General features: G+C 38.8%; 17 protein-coding genes. 11 read left to right on the forward strand and 6 right to left on the reverse strand.

Features of this window, described 5'->3' with window-relative positions; genetic code table 11:
- The first annotated feature begins 9 nt into the window (after positions 1–9).
- Positions 10–2493 (forward strand): hypothetical protein, encoded by a 2484-nt coding sequence (locus tag IPZ60_RS12330; RefSeq protein WP_194198049.1) that lies wholly within the window; start codon positions 10–12, stop codon positions 2491–2493.
- Between the two features lie 2 nt (positions 2494–2495).
- Complete coding sequence (locus tag IPZ60_RS12335) at positions 2496–3596, forward strand: caspase family protein (protein WP_194198050.1); 1101 nt, start codon at positions 2496–2498, stop codon at positions 3594–3596.
- Between the two features lie 288 nt (positions 3597–3884).
- On the opposite strand, the gene IPZ60_RS12340 is transcribed toward IPZ60_RS12335, so the two are convergent.
- The 3 genes from IPZ60_RS12340 to IPZ60_RS12350 all read right to left on the reverse strand — a co-directional run bounded on the left by IPZ60_RS12340 (position 3885) and on the right by IPZ60_RS12350 (position 4981).
- Positions 3885–4046 carry a hypothetical protein gene (locus IPZ60_RS12340; protein WP_194198051.1) on the reverse strand — a complete coding sequence of 54 codons (162 nt, stop codon included), beginning with the start codon at positions 4044–4046 and terminating at the stop codon, positions 3885–3887.
- A 9-nt stretch (positions 4047–4055) separates the two neighbouring features.
- On the reverse strand, positions 4056–4655 hold the full coding sequence (locus IPZ60_RS12345) for a DUF6338 family protein (protein ID WP_194198052.1): 600 nt from the start codon (positions 4653–4655) through the stop codon (positions 4056–4058).
- Between the two features lie 116 nt (positions 4656–4771).
- A complete protein-coding gene (locus tag IPZ60_RS12350) occupies positions 4772–4981 on the reverse strand; it encodes a helix-turn-helix domain-containing protein (protein ID WP_194198053.1) in 210 nt (69 codons plus the stop codon).
- Between the two features lie 84 nt (positions 4982–5065).
- On the opposite strand from IPZ60_RS12350, the gene IPZ60_RS12355 reads away from it, so the two are divergent.
- Both IPZ60_RS12355 and IPZ60_RS12360 read left to right on the forward strand, forming a co-directional pair.
- Positions 5066–6358, forward strand: coding sequence for a hypothetical protein (locus tag IPZ60_RS12355; RefSeq protein WP_194198054.1), 1293 nt, complete (start codon positions 5066–5068; stop codon positions 6356–6358).
- A 128-nt stretch (positions 6359–6486) separates the two neighbouring features.
- Positions 6487–6735, forward strand: coding sequence for an antitoxin VbhA family protein (locus IPZ60_RS12360; protein WP_194198055.1), 249 nt, complete (start codon positions 6487–6489; stop codon positions 6733–6735).
- A gap of 765 nt (positions 6736–7500) precedes the next feature.
- Here the strand turns inward: IPZ60_RS12360 and IPZ60_RS14390 are convergent.
- Positions 7501–7926, reverse strand: a complete 426-nt coding sequence (locus IPZ60_RS14390) for an elongation factor P hydroxylase (RefSeq protein WP_370463036.1) — start codon at positions 7924–7926, stop codon at positions 7501–7503.
- Positions 7927–8111: 185 nt separating this feature from the next.
- On the opposite strand from IPZ60_RS14390, the gene IPZ60_RS12370 reads away from it, so the two are divergent.
- From IPZ60_RS12370 to lysM, 6 genes are all read left to right on the forward strand, one after another.
- Positions 8112–8705, forward strand: coding sequence for a DUF177 domain-containing protein (locus tag IPZ60_RS12370; protein ID WP_194198056.1), 594 nt, complete (start codon positions 8112–8114; stop codon positions 8703–8705).
- 336 nt (positions 8706–9041) lie between these two features.
- A complete protein-coding gene (gene rpmF / locus IPZ60_RS12375; protein ID WP_068408434.1) occupies positions 9042–9224 on the forward strand; it encodes a 50S ribosomal protein L32 in 183 nt (60 codons plus the stop codon).
- Positions 9225–9639: 415 nt separating this feature from the next.
- The gene (fabD, locus tag IPZ60_RS12380) at positions 9640–10608 is read left to right on the forward strand and encodes an ACP S-malonyltransferase (protein ID WP_194198057.1); all 969 of its coding nucleotides are present in this window, start codon (positions 9640–9642) and stop codon (positions 10606–10608) included.
- The gene (fabG, locus tag IPZ60_RS12385; protein ID WP_320108739.1) at positions 10599–11333 is read left to right on the forward strand and encodes a 3-oxoacyl-ACP reductase FabG; all 735 of its coding nucleotides are present in this window, start codon (positions 10599–10601) and stop codon (positions 11331–11333) included. The genes fabD and fabG overlap by 10 nt, the downstream gene beginning before the upstream one ends.
- 269 nt (positions 11334–11602) lie before the next feature.
- Positions 11603–11839: an acyl carrier protein gene (gene acpP, locus IPZ60_RS12390; RefSeq protein WP_010196746.1), complete on the forward strand. Its 237-nt coding sequence runs from the start codon at positions 11603–11605 to the stop codon at positions 11837–11839.
- A 290-nt stretch (positions 11840–12129) separates the two neighbouring features.
- Positions 12130–12639 (forward strand): peptidoglycan-binding protein LysM, encoded by a 510-nt coding sequence (lysM, locus tag IPZ60_RS12395; RefSeq protein WP_194198059.1) that lies wholly within the window; start codon positions 12130–12132, stop codon positions 12637–12639.
- Positions 12640–12726: 87 nt separating this feature from the next.
- Here lysM and queG read toward each other — a convergent pair whose 3' ends face one another.
- Positions 12727–13965 (reverse strand): tRNA epoxyqueuosine(34) reductase QueG, encoded by a 1239-nt coding sequence (gene queG, locus IPZ60_RS12400; protein WP_194198060.1) that lies wholly within the window; start codon positions 13963–13965, stop codon positions 12727–12729.
- Positions 13966–14172: 207 nt separating this feature from the next.
- Between queG and IPZ60_RS12405 the strand changes: the two genes are divergently transcribed.
- The gene (locus tag IPZ60_RS12405) at positions 14173–15969 is read left to right on the forward strand and encodes an NAD(P)H-hydrate dehydratase (protein ID WP_194198061.1); all 1797 of its coding nucleotides are present in this window, start codon (positions 14173–14175) and stop codon (positions 15967–15969) included.
- A gap of 8 nt (positions 15970–15977) precedes the next feature.
- On the opposite strand, the gene IPZ60_RS12410 is transcribed toward IPZ60_RS12405, so the two are convergent.
- Positions 15978–16478: a DUF4124 domain-containing protein gene (locus IPZ60_RS12410; protein WP_194198062.1), complete on the reverse strand. Its 501-nt coding sequence runs from the start codon at positions 16476–16478 to the stop codon at positions 15978–15980.
- Positions 16479–17058: the final 580 nt, after the last annotated feature.

The following is a 17058-nucleotide window of genomic DNA, read 5'->3' on the forward strand; positions in this document are numbered from 1 at the left end:
GACATTATTATGAAAGTTGATAAAGCGATATTTGGAGAAGGTGATCGAGGCCACGGTTTACGATGTTCTAGTTCAAATAGTGAATTTTTCAAAAATATATCCCAATCTTTAGATTTACCTGATGCTTTTCCTTCTGGTACAGGTTTCTCTTCTTATGTTTCAGGTTTTGCATCACAAGGAAATTATGTTGTTGCTAAAACTTTTTTAGACGAAACTGCTTCTCGACCTGGTATGGTAATTTCATATGCTATAGCAGTGTCTATTGATGATATACAACACCTTGATAATATTAAACTATTATTAAATCTTCTCCCGGATAGACCAGTTATTGACCGTGAGTTTTGTAATGAGCATAGTACTATAGAGCTAACCAATGGCTCGTTCCAACCTATCATAACTCTGAATGATAGTGTTGCGGAGTTACTAGTTAGCAAAAAAAGCGGTCCTATTATTAATATTGGTTTAGTAGACTTTGACGAGCAAGTCGCATCAATATGGGTTAAATTATGGCCAAGTATGCGTAGTAAATTTTCTTTTCGCTTAAGCTTGAGTCCTAAAGACTGTATTGAACCTAATGTGCCAAGTCTGGTTTGTATACCAGCCTCGCTGGCTTCTCGTTGGCACGGAGACTATAAGGTGATTGACCAAGTAGCACTATCTGAACCACCTTCATTAGGAGCCCAAGCAATTCTTACTGGGTATGAGCAATATAGCGATTTTTGTAGAATTTTTGGGATAAAATTAGACACGCCTTCAATGCTAGGTCTTATGGCCCAAGCTTTCGATATACATTCGTATAATGAGCAACAGTTGAATTTTGATATTTACCTAAGTTTAGTAAGGCTTATTGAAATTCTTTCACCTGATCGAACAAAAGGTGTTGATCAAAAAAACATACTAATATCGCAATTAGCAAACTCAGTTCCTGATGCTCATATCAGCAAAATATTAAAACTTAGGAATATGTCTGAACAAGAGTTCCCGTCGCTTGAAAATCTTTGGAATGCAGTTAGTTCGCGTTTAATGTTGTTCCAATTTTCTAGTCAAGATGACTCTATAATGATTGAAATTATTAACAAGTCCTTTGATGAGGAGAAATCTGTAGACGCTTGGAGACACTCAGTTCATGCAGCTTTTCCTGAAATAATTTCAACCCAAAACTCAACAATTTACTCAGCTATTTGGAGATGGCTACCTTTTAATTTCGAGGTAACCGAGCAGCTTCTAGAGCTGCATGCTTTTTCGGTAGATTTTCTTGAAGATAGGCTTAAGAGTAATGCGCCAAACCAAATATCTGAGGAGACAGCGGCAATTGCTTTGTCATTTTTTGCTAAAAAGAAGTTTTTTCTGCTTCATGCACTGGTCTTAGCGCAAATTTATCCAGTAAATGAAGCATTGTTAAGGCAATTGAAAGCTGATAGAAATAGTTCTTCTACACAAGGCTTGGCTTTCATTGTAAATCAAAGCCGCCCCGATGAGTTGTTAGCAGCATGTCTTTCCCTTAACAATACACTTATTACCGAACTTACCATTGAACAGGCTGTAGCAAACCCTTCTATACTCAAAGATGTCAGTTCTGATGCAAAAGATTCTTTGTTTATTTGGGCCAAAGTAATGGCTAGAAATTTGAATGTATGGAATGCACCACAAGATCCACAAGGTATACTATTCTCATTGTTACATACACTTATAACTTCAGGCGTCTCCACGAATATGTCGCTTTTGAAACTGCTCTCTACAACTCCTATTTCAGACTTATGTGATTTTCCACAACGTTCAATAGTTTGGGATTTACTTGAAGGTAATAGTCGTAGTAACTATTTGAATATGACCGCAGTAGGATGGTACAAACGCGCATTGCAGCAAGAGTTTTTAGAATTAGATAGCAAGTTAGATAAGGCTGTTTCTCAAACACCTGCTTTGCTTGAAAGAATTCATCAAGCTGATTTGGCTAATATCAGAATAACAATCAATATATTTAGTCAAGTTAAATCTCTTACCGAGTCTGACTTCTTAATATGGTTAGAAGGCTATATCGATAATATCAATCATCAAAATATCAATAACATGATGGTCGTCGGGCAACTGATTCAGGATAAACGCTGGGAAGATTCTGCCAAATTAATTTTTGATAATCGCCATAAATCACTACAAAATATGAAAAAAATTTTGATGTGTTGTAAGGAGTTGTTGCCATTGTGGGACAAGCTTAGTATGGGTTTTTCTAATGGTAGCCAGAAATGGCAGGCGCTTACAGAACTCATGCACGAACTATATCCATATGGACCTGAAGAGAATGAGATATGGGTAAGATCGGGTGGCAAGCCAGAAGCAATGCTAACTACTGGAACAGGACTAGAAAAATGGGCACACGCTATGCGACATATCAAAAGTGGTAGCAAGCCATACCCAATAAAATTGTTAGATAAAGCTAAAAGAGATTTTTCTAATAACGAAAACGTCAATATTCTATATAAATTGTTTGAGAATTGAATATGAATGAACTTATGCAACCTTTTTCTCAAGCCCACGCTCTTGTAATTGCGATCTCTAAGTATGAAGGAAAAAATGAACTTCCTGAGACAGTGACGAAAGATGCTAATGATATTGCCCTTGTACTTAAGACTCCAGAGTTATGTGGTTATAAAGAGTCAAATGTGACGTTACTGCTAGATTATGAAGCAACGCTCTCCAACATACGCAGTGAAATAAATAAGTTGGCAACCAAAGTTCAGGAAAATGATACGGTGTTCATCTATTTCTCTGGGCATGGTGGTAATCGAGGTGATGAATTAAATCCCGATTGCTTTTTAGCACCAGTAGATATTAATAGTCCTGATGGAGGTATTTTACCTGAAGCGGAATTATCATTATTACTATCTGAAATTAAATCGGAAAGACTGTTGTTTGTTATAGATGCTTGTCACTCCGCTGGAGCTGTCAGATTTAAATCACTCGAACAGAATCAAATTTATAAGCCGGGTTTTACTGAGAAGTCTTTAGAGAAGCTAGCGAAAGGGCGTGGAAATGCGCTTCTAGCTTCCTCAAAATATTCGGAGCAGTCTATAATTATGCCCGGCGATCAAAATAGCTTATTCACTAAGCATTTTTTGTCTGCTTTGAAAGGAGCAGCAGGCCCTTTCAATGAAAAGGTTGTTAAAGTCTTTAATATATTTGAATATATATCGGAAAAAGTTCCTGCAGAGGCTACGACTATAAATCATGAGCAACATCCCGTTTTTAAATGTAATACGGAGAGTAATTTTCCTGTTGCACTACGATGTGGAGGTATAAAGACAGTAGCTTGTGTTGAAGAGAGCGGTAATCAACTTAGTAAAAACTCAATCGATACCACTCGTGATAGAAATTTGGAAGATATGCTTCCTGAACTATATCCAGAAGGTCCTTTAGATCAGGAGATATGGCAACGAGCAGGAGGGGATACGTCACGTCTGAAACTGAGAGGGACAGGGCGTGCTCAATGGTTTTCTGCTCTTCGAATACTGCAACAAGGGGGTGGTGGTGTGCATATAAGCAAAGATAGTTTATTACAAGAAGTCAAAAATGACTTCTCAGACCACCTTTATTTTAGCTAAAGTATTTTATATTGTTACTTATTAGACGTCTTAGTTAAGCCTCATTGATATTTGATACTTTGATACTTTGATACTTTGATACTTTGATACTTTGTTTCTAAAATTATTAAGATGACACTTTTACAAAGAAATTAATTAGAATGCTATGTATTCAGAATAACGATTATTAGAATAAAGACTAACAATAGTTAAAGCAAAAAGAGTGCTAGAACTATCCGATTAAAAACTTACTATTTTCCATAATTGAAAATGTTAAGCCTCTATATAGATAGAGGCTTTGGTATAAATTTATTTATCACCTGGAGGTGTAGGTCTATTAGCTGGGTTATTGCCATTATCAGTTATAGGAACATAACTAGTTTCAGGTTTAGGTTTGGTCGTTGGTTGATAGCTTTTCTCTGTTGAGCGAGGAATGTAACTTTCATTTAGCGATTTTCTTTGATCAGACATAAGCTTTCCTTAGTTTAGGGGTGAAATATTTCTAAATTCAATGTGTGAGATTTCACTAGATAAAATTAAAACACCTGCTGTATTGTTTATCGCTCTTACAAATCCACCATTCTCATTTAATACCCATGTCTCTTCAAGATATATTTGTTCGGGTGCTGGAGCGCTAGAAGCACACGATTTACTGGAATATAATCCTGCTATTACATTACCATTCTTTAGAAAAACTTCGACCCAATATGGTTTCCGCTGAGAAAACAGGTAATCCCATGGTTTTTCGATAGGATGAGGTGCATTACGTAGGAAGAACTCTCTGGTTCTTAAATATCGCCATACGAGTACCCAAATAATTGGAGCTATGAATAAAACAAAAATATAGAAAAGGTAATAGAGTGAAGTATGTACTTCTTTTAGTATTCCTGACTCTACTGAAATTATAGGAAAAATTAACAAAGCATAGTTTATAGAGCTATATGCTATTGCATCAACTAGTTGATCTGAAGTCGACCGCTCATTTCCTGGACAGATTAATTGATAGGCCTTTATACTAACAAAACCAGGGATTACAAATGCAATGAATAAAATTAGCTTATCAGCTTCCCATATATCCACTAGTGACTCCATGTTAAATTTTAGATTGAGCTATCAAGATTATACAATCAATACAGGTAAGTTTATTACTATTAAAAAATTTTCTAACCACAAGGGTTTTTTAGAGTTTAAGAGTATCAAGTCAAATCCTGTATAGTTACCTCTAATGCATCACATATCTCATATGCTTTTTTCAACGTAATATTCTTCTCACCACGTTCTATATTACCCATATAGCTACGATCAATACCTGCCATCTCTGCTAATCTTTCTTGGGATATTCCTTTACTTTTACGCATCTCACGGACACGCTTTCCAAAGGCAATCATACGCTCATCTGTTGTCATTTCATTAACCACTGCTAAAGATAGCAATACTCACAGTGGTAAGCTACAATATCCACGGGATATAGTCGGTATTGAGAGGTAAGCGTGAAAACTAAACTAGAGTATCAGCCAGATATAACAGAAACTAATAAGCTGATCTGTGAGAGGTACTGGCTACGTGAGAGCGACAAACGAAGTGGTTTTATATATACCTGTAGAGAGATAGGTCAAGAGTTTGATGTTAAGCATCAGGATATACCTAGTATCGTTAAAATAAATGCTCATCTTGTCGTACTAGATTGTCAATGCATAGACTGCGGTACAACTAAGATTTGCTATACCCGTTCACAGCTAATTCGATTGGATCTTATTAGATGGCGGTGTGATAATTGTTGGGAAGCGCTTCAAAAAAGAAGGGATCAAGAGTTCTTAGAGTATCGTCTTAAACAAGACCTTTTAGCAGAAGAGAGAAGACAGACTGCTCTAGAGCACATCAATCAGTGCAGAAGCATTCAATTGAGCATTATTCCTTCATTCACTGAGCTTAGCGATGTGGATAAGCTGTTACTTGCAGCGACTGTAGAGAGTATAGGAGCAGACAATTTAAGGAATACAGTATCTCTACGTGACAATTTATCATTACCTTTATCACCGTTCTCTAAATTAGATGAAGAAATACTACATCACCTCTTTAAGCGAAATCTGCTTATACTAACTCCTGAAAATAGCTACGAATACGTAACTATCAACGAAGAAAAAGAGCTAGAGATAGATTTCTATCAAGCGATCTTTGAGTTTGCTTATAGTATTGAGAATCTTACTGAAATATTGATAAACGCTAAATCTAAAAAAAATACCAGTGCTCTAGTAGCGGATAGTCAATTTAAGAGCTGGTGTGAAAAGGTACAGCTAGGAGAGTGTTTAAGCTATCTAATGACTAGGTCAAGACTGAACGATCTAGCACCACCTATTGGCGACAAGCTAATTAGCATTCTCAGAGCATGTTTAGCTAAATGCTCTGTATCGACCATGCATTATATAATTTGGAAAGCTGTTGAAAATGCTGCTGCATACTTGCAAAAACCAGGTATTACTCGAAAACACGCTTCAAACTCTATCTCTGGTAATATAGAAAGAGTATTTGGTAAAATATATAGTGGTAGTTGGAGTCACAATAGCTCTTATCGCGACTTTAGTCATCCTCAGTCTGCGATGGCCAAAATATTTTTTGATTATGTATTTGTAGTAGATGATGGTGGTTTTCACTACACTATTGATGAGTTATTTAGTCCATATAGGTCCCAGAGAGCTTTAGAGCAAGTCAGTTATGCAGCTCTAGGAAATGCTAGAAGCACTAATTATTCAGTCACAATAGCTCTTGATATCAAACAATCATGATTTACCGATATCTAAATAGTTAATACCATTAAATCAGCCGAATAAGCCATATTAGTGAGAGAAAAGTTATCTAGATAGAAGATTATACGGCTTTTTGAACAAGTTTATTGCTACTGATAGGAGCTAGCATGGTGGATTCTAAATCTAAAACACCGATTATTGACGATCGTCCTATTCTTGTAAGTCAGAAAGAGATAGAAAAGAGACGTAGTATAACTGCGTCCACTTTGGCCAGTTTCGCAGTCGATAACATTCCTGTTAACCCAGATACTCAGCATATTTTTAAAGATTTTGAAGAAGGTAAAATTGCAACTAGTAAGGAAGTAAAAGCGCTACTACACGCTCATTATACTAAGATAGCGCTTGAAGATAGTTAGCTCTTGTAGCTTGAGCCCGACGTTGCTACCTGACGTGGTTAAACTATTATAGTATCGCTTTTCAAAGCCAGTATCGAAAGATGACACATAATTAATTGTGCTATTCAATCATATTTGTTAAATCATTTCACCTATGTAAAGATTACCAGACCAGCATTACTAACTCTCGTCCAGCTATCTCCGAAATAAAGAATAATTATCCTGCCCACAAACATAATAACTCTATAGCTAGTCAGCTTATTCGCTTAGTGAATAGATAAGCATTAAAACCTGATATTACTGTGATGAACTACATCCTTGGGTCTGCTTCTATCTACACTCGCTTGCCTTAACACTACCATCATCATATCCGTGTTCATATGATTCGATATCTTGCAACTGACAATACTATGTGCAAAGGCATTAATGATAAACATGAATAGCAGAAAACTGCTTTTACTTCTATCTATCCGACATAAATAGAATCTACTGGGTTAGCGGATGGTACGATTGATCAAAAGTAACCATCAATAGATAGACGTAGCGAAGCGCACCATGTCCGCATTTAGAGCTTGGATAGGATGACATTAGAAAGGATATTTCTAAAGATGTGAAAGATATCTGAAAAACTTAATTATTATGATACCTAATTGATAGAACGATCATTATCTTTTGGATAAGTAAAAGTGATTTATTCTGATAGGTGGTAATAATCACCGAAGTGATAGTTTTACTCTAGATGCCTACAGATAATATAGCGATGTACACTATTAGAATAAGAGGTTTCTAGCATGTCAACCTATAAAGAGATGTGTGGACTTCATGCAATGCACTAGCAAAAAAACCATGAGCAAATTCAATTCTTGCGGGTTCATTGTTTTGGGCAGGAAAGTATTCGGGTTCACCTTCACTACGTACCAATATGACCTTTTGATCAGCAAATAAAGCATTGAATAATTGAATGAGCCAGTCGGTAGCTACTCGCTCATTATTATCAGCTAATTGTTGGTCGTTATCGTCAGTTTCGGTAGTAGCTAGGCCTTGCCATTCATTTCTCAGGTGCTCTAACACTCTATTCTTCTCAAAATTTGATGAATCGGTAGAAGTAGAGTTCATATCACTGGCCAACTCAGTAAGACATTTCAGTAGTATTTTTGCTTTAGAGGATGAGAGTAAGTTAGCAAAGTCAATTTTATTGTTAAACGAATTCATAAGTGAAATACTGGTCAGATAAGTGGTAAAAATGAAAACTATCACCTTAGTACAAAGGCGAAGAACAGGTCATGTTAAATCGTGCCAATATCAAAAATATTAACATACTAGCGCTAGCGTCATTCAATGCTTTCCGTTAGTATGGCAGGCAATATTATACACCGTTTTGATGAATGAGGCCGCGCATGTCAAGCACTCCAGAAAGTAAACCGTCAGCAATGCATACTGATAATAAAAAAGTGCCACTATCTACCAGCATGCCCGAGTCTATTTCCTTAGATAAGTGGGCAGACACTGGCTATGAATGGTCAGGAGAAGTAGAGCCAAGTGCTTTTAAACGTCTGGCGCTTATCTTAGCTACCGAACATGAGCAAGAAGAAATACAGCTGAGTGCTAGCTTATATCGCCGTAATAATGTCTTACATTTGGCATTTACATTGACTGGTCAGGTTTGGCTAACTTGTCAGCGCTGTTTGCAGCCAGTGGCTATCGATTTGTCTGATGACTTTAATATTGCTTTGCTCGAAAAAGAGAGCCAAGTGCGCTTAGTGAATGAAGAGCAAGATTATTTGTTGCTTGAAGAAATCATTACAGAGCAATCACCAGAGAAGCTATTGCCATTCAAAAAATTGGTTGAAGACGAGATATTACTCAAGACGCCAATGTCACCAAAGCATGATGACTGTGAGATGACGGTAGAGCAATTTGGTGAGATTCCAGAAGAAGAAGAAGCAGAAAATCCTTTTGCCGCTTTAGCCTCGCTAAAAGGCAAGTTGTAGTTTCATTAAAAGCAATTCACATATAAATGTACTACTTAATGAATTTGTGATACCTTTCATCAGCTTTCTACAGAAGAGTGAGATGCAGGGCTTTATTAATCCATTAAACATGCGTATAATGTCCGGTTTATTGCATTCTAGCAACAAGTTGCTTGCTGATAGAAGCTGACTATGCAAATTTACTATAGATTTTAGACGTAGTTAGCATTTTATGTGAGTGGCAATCTATTTAACTAATGATGCGTAAGACTTAGGTTGTTGTGATTATATGGCCTCTGTCAGTATCGATTAAAGCTGAATTTCAAGCTTATCCCTTTTAAGTATAGGAGCTATATCATGGCTGTTCAAAAAAGTCGTAAAAGCCGTTCTCGTCGTGACATGCGCCGTTCACACCATCGTATGGAAGTGGCTGAGCTGAGCATCGATGCTACTACTGGTGAAAAACATCGTCGTCATCACATGACTAAAGATGGTTTTTACCGTGGTCGCCAGTTGTTCAAGGTAAGTCAAGACGCCTAAGTTGTTTGTTAGCTAATGCAAGAGTAGTGATAGTACTGGTGACTATGATTGCTTTTGCATAGCCGTATCAAGCAATGAGTTTTGAGCTAAAGAAAGCCAAGTTATTTCGCTATCATATATTATGTGGCTAGATAACTTGGCTTTTTGCTATGGTTTTTTAAAATAAACATTTTATTTTTAGCCTTTAGCAAATATGAAAGTGAACTGATACAATCTATCATTACAATCTTAGCGATATTTTCTGCTGCACCGGTTTAGGTGGCACTCGCTATGATAATAGAGCCTGTCAGTGTATAGTTCACTAACAGTTAGTTTTTCACAAAATAACGAACGCAACGGCTCTGTGTCGTACCTAATAATATAACAAATCCCATTATTTTTAGGGATGTTTCCAATTGAATAAGGAATATTGGTTATGGCCTCTGTACCCGATATGGCAAAAAAGCAGCCTTCGCGGATCGCGGTAATTTTTCCTGGTCAAGGATCACAAGTCGTTGGTATGACGAGTGAGCTTGCTGAAACCTATCCAGAGATTCGTGATACTTTCGCTGAAGCAAGTGACGCACTTGGTGAAGACTTATGGGCAATCTGTCAGGATGAAGAAAAACTCAATCAAACCCACTATACTCAGCCAGCATTACTGACTGCTAGCATAGCTATCTGGCGAATCTTGAAACAGAAAGTAGTCACAGCACCTTGTTACTTAGCAGGGCACTCTCTAGGTGAGTATAGCGCGCTCTGTGCAGCTGATGTGATATCGCTTGCTGATGCAGTAAGACTGGTTCATAAACGTGGTCAGTTGATGCAAGAGGCTGTTGTAGGCATTGATACAGCGATGGCAGCAGTATTAGGTCTTGAAGACAATCGGGTCGAAAATTTATGTGAGCAAGCGACTGAACATGTTGATGGCGCGATTGTTGGTGCAGCCAATTTTAATAGCCCAGGCCAAGTCGTTATCTCAGGCAATGCCGATGGCGTTAATGCTGTTATTGATAAAGTAAAAAATACCGGTAAGAAATCTGTTCCGCTAAAGGTGAGCGTACCTTCACATTGTGCGCTGATGGAACCAGCGAGTAGTGCTTTGGCTGAAATATTGGCAGACATCAAATTTGAGCAAGCCACGATTCCTGTTATTCAAAATCGTCATGCACGTGTCGAAACCAGTGCGTTGGGTATCAAGCAAGCATTGACTGAACAGTTAAGCCAACCTGTATTATGGTCAAAAACCATGCAAGAGCTGGCTGACAAACAAATTAATATTTTAATCGAATGTGGCAGTGGTAATGTATTGAGTAATTTGGCGAAGCGTCAAGCCCAGCCAATTACCAGCTATCCTACTGACAAACCTGCCCGCCTTGAGAAATTAATGGAGTTATTATCATGAGCCGTACGATTACATTAGTAACAGGAGCGAGCCGTGGCATTGGTAAAGCCGTTGCTAAACGTTTTGCCAAAGAAGGGCATTTTGTCATTGGTACAGCGACGACTGAAAAAGGCGCTGAGCTTATCGATGACTATCTTCATGATAGTGGTGGTATAGGCCGAGTTTTAGATGTACGTGATACGGCGCAAGTTGATAAGCTGTTTGAAGAGATTGAAAGCGTTTATGGTGCGGTACAGGTGCTAGTCAATAATGCCGGTATCACTCAAGATGGTTTGCTAATGCGCATGAAAGATGATGACTGGAGTAATGTCATTGACACCAATCTAACGTCAGTATATCGCATGAGCAAACGCGCTGTACGCGGTATGATGAAAGCACGCCGTGGCCGCATCATCAATATTACCTCTGTAGTCGCGCAAATGGGCAATGCAGGCCAATCTAACTACGCTGCAACCAAAGCAGGCGTAGAAGGGTTTAGCCGTACCCTAGCACGTGAAATTGGCTCACGCCAAGTAACTATCAACTGTGTCGCTCCGGGTTTGATTGAAACAGACATGACGGATGAGCTTGATGAGCGTCTGCTAAACTCGATGTTAGATGCTGTCCCTATTAGCCGTTTAGGTCAGCCAGAAGACATTGCAGCAGCAGTGCATTTCTTGGCCAGCGATGAGGCCAGCTATATCACAGGCGCTGTTATTCCTGTCAATGGCGGCATGTATATGTAAGTGACGCACAAGTGTTACATAGTGATAATAAAAAACTGTGTGAACGAGTGTAAACTATAATAAAGAGTGCTATAATGACGGACACTTTTAGGCCAAAGCACTGTATGATAGCAGAGCTTTACCAGACATTAGTCAAAACGTATAATCCGTTATAAAGCATTCAGATAGCGATACTAATCTGAAAGTCTCACTTATATACAATGCTGTAGAATCTAATAATAGAACTATAGTAGTTTGTCAAAATAATAGATCAAAAAGGAGAAATCTACATGAGTAATGATACCGAGCTAAGAGTTAAAGCTGCAGTAGCTGAGCAATTGGGTATGAACGTTGAAGAAATCAGCAACGACGCTTCATTTATGGAAGACTTAGGTGCAGATTCATTGGATCTAGTTGAATTGGTTATGTCATTCGAAAGCGATTTTGGCATCACTATTCCTGATGAAGATTCAGCAGAGCTAACGACTGTTCAAAAAGCAATTGATTACGTACAAGCACAGCTATAATTCTATATTAGCTTAGCAAGTTTTGTATTGCCGTTTATCTTAATTGATAAGCGGTTTTTTTATGTCTTGCAAAATGAGCTTTCCATATGAGTGAATCGTATTTATTAACATAAGCTACGTCAATTCAACATTATTCAACATACTATTACTAGCCAGTTCAACTACCTTTGTCTATACTCATCTTGGTAAGCAGTAATAAAGTATGACGAAATTCAGGTGTTTACCTCACTATCTGATTTTATGCGTCATCGAAAATAATGATTAATAATAATATTTTAAGGAGCAATTATATGGGTATGTTCAGTTTTGCAAAAGACATCGGTGATAAGATATTCAATCGTGATGAAGCCGAGCATGATGCTAAATCAGAAACCAAAGCAGATGCTAATACGCCAGTACAGAGTAGTGAGACTTCAGCACAGTCAGTCGCTAATATCTTGCTTCGTCGTGTTCAGCAGCAAAATCTAAATATCAGCGATCTAAAGATTAAATATAATGGCTCAACGGATACTGCTGAGATCAGTGGTAAAGCCAAAACACAAGCAGATCGCGAAAAAGCAATCATCGCAATTGGTAACGTACAGAACGTTGCAAAAGTCATCGATAATATTGATATCGAAGAAGATGCTCCTGAGTCAACCATGTATACGGTTAAGTCTGGCGATAACTTATCTAAGATTGCCAAAGATGTTTATGGTTCAGCAAGTGACTACATGAAGATTTTTGAAGCGAACAAACCAATGCTTTCTGACCCTGATAAAATTTATCCAGGCCAAGTATTACGTATACCTAAGCCATAATATTAGCAATGAATAGTACAAAAATATGCGCTAACAAAAATGCCTCTTATAAATAAGAGGCATTTTTTTGTTTAGACAAATATAAGCCTAAGACTTAATAGCCTTTAATTTACCTTGCTGCTCAGTTATTGCCCAAAGGATATGCTCATCTAATATCTCATTGTGTACACCCAGTTTTGACTGTAATTGAGTAATAGTATCTGTACTTGCATTGGCATTTCCAAGTCCAATAGCGATATTGCGTAAAAAGCTAACATAACCTGTGCGTCTGAGTGGGCTGCCTTCCGTCTTTTTCATAAAGTCGGCTTCTTGCCAATGCCATAGTTCAAGTAGGCTACTACTATCAAGTTTATGCCGTGGTGCGAAATCTTCTACAGGAGTGATATTGGCGTATCGATTCCAAGGACAGATAAGCTGACAGTCATCACAACCAAAGACGCGATTACCAATCGCCCGGCGGTACTTGGTATCAATGCTACCTTTATGCTCGATAGTGAGGTAGGAGATGCAGGCCGAAGCGTTGAGCTCATAGGGTGCAACAATCGCTTGAGTAGGACAAATATCAATGCAAGCGCTACAGCTGCCACAATGTTCTTTGATAGGTTTGTCATCTGGCAACTCAAGGCTAATAAATAGCTCGCCCAACACAAAAAATGAGCCTGCTTGTTTATTAATAAGTAGCGTGTGCTTACCTGTCCAGCCAAGGCCAGCAGCATCAGCGATAGGGCGCTCAAAGATAGGGGCAGAGTCGCTAAATGGCCGAAAGATAAAATCTCGCTCTGACCCAATATTGAGATGTTGCCATTCAGGAAGCATTGTTTCTATTTTTAATGCCAATTGCTTTAAACGACTACGCATTGTCTTGTGATAATCACGCCCTCTGGCATAACGCGCAATGATACCTTGGTTGGGGATGTCATTGTCAGTGACAGCACGAGATTTCGGTGCTTGAGTCAGGTAATCCATGCGAACGCTGATGATAGTCCTTGCACCATCGACCAATTGCTCAGGGTTCGCCCGTAGCTCATGATTGCTGTGCATAAACTGTAGCTGTCCCTCGTAACCTTTCTCTAGCCATTGCTGCAGTTGTACAATTTGTTTAGCAAACAAAGGATGGTGCACGGATAGAAAGCCGCAGTCAGCAAACCCTAGCGCCTGTGCTTGAGTCTTGATCCATTGTTTGACGTCTGTTGTGGTAGAAAATGTTGATGTGTTATTGAGTGCAATCTTGTTTGCGACTGCATCATCAATTGCAGCGGCTCGCTGTTGGCCAGCTACTTGTTTAATAGAAGATATTGGTAGGCTTGGTGTAGATGAGTTGTTCATGTGTAATAGTAAGCGTTAATGTGAATACCGTTATGATAAGCGAGTGAGCCAATAGCGCAAGCATAAAAGAAAATAAATTCGCATTCATATTGATACACAAGTCAAAGTTGGCTTTTGCTAAGCTAGGATGTGTCCTCATATCAATGAGGAATCATCAGGCTTCAGAATAATATCAAACAATCTAATAAAAACAGTTGAGGGCAAATCATGCAAATACATAATCATTTATCCATAAATAAAAAACATCCTATATCGCTATATAGCAGTAAACAACTCTATGCAATGGAGCAAGCATGGTTTGATGAAGGTCATGATAGTTTTGGACTAATGCAACAAGCGGCTTGGCAAATGGCGAAGCATATTGAGCAGCTTTATGAGAAAAAGTACTTAAACCGTCAGTCATTAACGTCGGTTAATTTCTCTCATCGTCACAACCACCAGTATCGAGTGAGTATATGGGTAGGCAAAGGTAATAATGGCGGTGATGGTTGGCTGATTTCCTACTATCTCAAGCAAGCTGGCTGGCAGGTACAGATAGTCACAGTGGGTTTTGAGGATAGTGACTTTAACTATAGTGACTCTGATCAGGTTAATTCTGATAAAAGTGATACAACAGCAATTTCTAATAGTAAAAGCTCAATAAAGGATGCCCAAAAGGCTTTACAGATAGCACGATCTGCTAATTGCAATTATGAGCGCTTTGAAGATAGCCAAAATGATTTGAGATCAACAGCGCTACAGGCTGATGTGTATATCGATGCACTATTTGGGATAGGATTAGATCGTACACCTTATGGTATTTATAAGCAGGCAATTGGGGCTTTTAATGAATTAGTTGATCAAAATAATGGGCTGGCCATTGCCGTTGATATTCCAAGTGGTGTGGTAGCTTCGACTGGTGAAGTGTTCGACCGTATAGCGATACAAGCGGATGAAACTTTGTGCTTGATTGCGCGGAAATTTGGATTGCATACCAAAGACGGGGTAGATTATAGCGGGCAGGTAACCGATATACCGCTGATACCTTATCAGGTAGGCAATGTAGAGTTTGAGCCAGTAGCCAAATTGATTACTGCTGGACAAGATCTCCGTCCACGGCGCCAAAATAGCTATAAAGGGAGCTACGGCCACGTATTGGTTATCGGTGGTAATCGTGTTGATGGCTCACAAGGTATGGGCGGGGCAGCGATATTGTCTGCGTCAAGTTCGATGGCGGCAGGAGCGGGTAAAATCACTGTTGCCTGCCACGAAGCCTTTCATAACGCACTATTGACGTCATTACCAGATGCAATGACTATCAATTTGCATGATACCCAAGGTGTGCAGCATTTAATCAAGGCAGCCAGTGTGGTAGCTATTGGTATGGGGTTGGGCCGTGATAACAAAGCACAAGCGTTATTTGTAAATTATATACAGACTGCTATGACAGCGGAAAAGCCAATAGTTGTAGATGCTGACGGGCTTTATCACTTGGCATCGTTACAGAGGCAAAGCCATACGTTAATCGCTCAACTACGAGAGTATAGTATTAATAATGAGGTTTTTTTGACGCCGCACAGTGGTGAAGCTGCTAAGTTACTAGATAAAAAAATACAGGAGATAGAGTCAGATAGATTATCAGCCATCAAACTATGTGCGCAGACGTATGGTGGCAATTGGGTGCTCAAAGGTGCAGGGTCTTTGGTTTTAGAGTCTGATATAGATCAAGAGCAGGTCTATGTTTGTGGTGTGGGCAATGCTGGCATGGCAACGGCTGGTATGGGTGATGTATTGTCTGGTGTCATTGCTGGCTTGTTAGCACAACAAGATCTAGCATCGGAGATGCGTAGCTTGCATCAAGCGGTTGTCATACACGCATTAGCAGGGGATATATTGGTTAGTCAGACGAATCAATATAATAGTGATCATGGCAATCTTTTGATAGGGCAACGAGGGCTACAGGCTCAAGATATGCCAGTAGCCATTCGTCATGTTATGCAGTTGATGATGAATACCTATAACTAGCGTTGAGGCTAGGTAGTAGGGTTGCCACAGTACTGGTCAATTGCTTGCTGTACGCGCTCACGCTTCAGCTCAATCTCGCGACCATCTAGATATTCACGTTTACCACTGGCATCCATTTCATAAATACGTCCGCCGACGTTTAGATTGGTCAAGTTGTTGCGTAATGACTGGCAACGCTGTGCGTTGGCTTGTGCATCTTGCTCTTTAATACGTGTCTCAAGCGCTGCAACTCTTTGTTCTTCTGCACTTGGAGTATTGTTCTGACTAGGATCTGTTTTGCCCGCTAGCTGTCCTGCGTTATTTTGTCTGCCGTCACTACGGAACTCAATCAGTTCAATGTTTTTGCCATTCTGCGGAGAATGTTGGCTATATTTTACTTCGCCATGCGCACCAATAGATTTATAAACCTGAATAGCGTGACTGGCATTCATGGACAGCATTAGCATACACGCCGTACTCATACTCACAAGCAGTTTGGCAGCAGTATTTATCTTAGATGCATATGCCATTGTAGCAATCCTCTTATTTGGTAAAAAACAGATGTTTATATATGTGTCAATATAACATTTTAGTGTTTGAATGGTACTAAAAATGTACCAGCGTTTGATTTTAGCAAATAATTCTTATGAATGTATATTATTTAATAACTAATAGTTAGGGATAGGCTTTAGAAGTTTTTCTTGACAATGGGTCGCAAACCGTCGAATATAATAGCAGTTGATTGGTCAGTGAGCGGCTTTTATGATATTGCCGTGGCACTTGAAAACGAGGACTACGGGTTACTTATCAGTAACTTATACAGTTCTTTTTTCTTTGTGATAATGATATAGCAACGATAGTAGTCGTTCAGAACGATATCTATTGAGAGCTTTATATATTGTCTCCGGACTTATCTGTCTACAATGACTAAGATAAACTTATTATTTGAAATGCGCTAAGTATCATTTTAGCGATTGTATTAAACACGGCTCAAGATTTAGGGACGAGATATCTTCATTCAGCCTATTGTAATATCTAATGGTATTACGATGTATTACTGACTATGAACGTTATTTTTCTGTCTACTTCAATGCCTATGTATATATCAAT

The sequence above is a fragment of the Psychrobacter sp. NG25 genome (assembly GCF_015234355.1).
In the GTDB taxonomy this organism is placed as follows: domain Bacteria; phylum Pseudomonadota; class Gammaproteobacteria; order Pseudomonadales; family Moraxellaceae; genus Psychrobacter.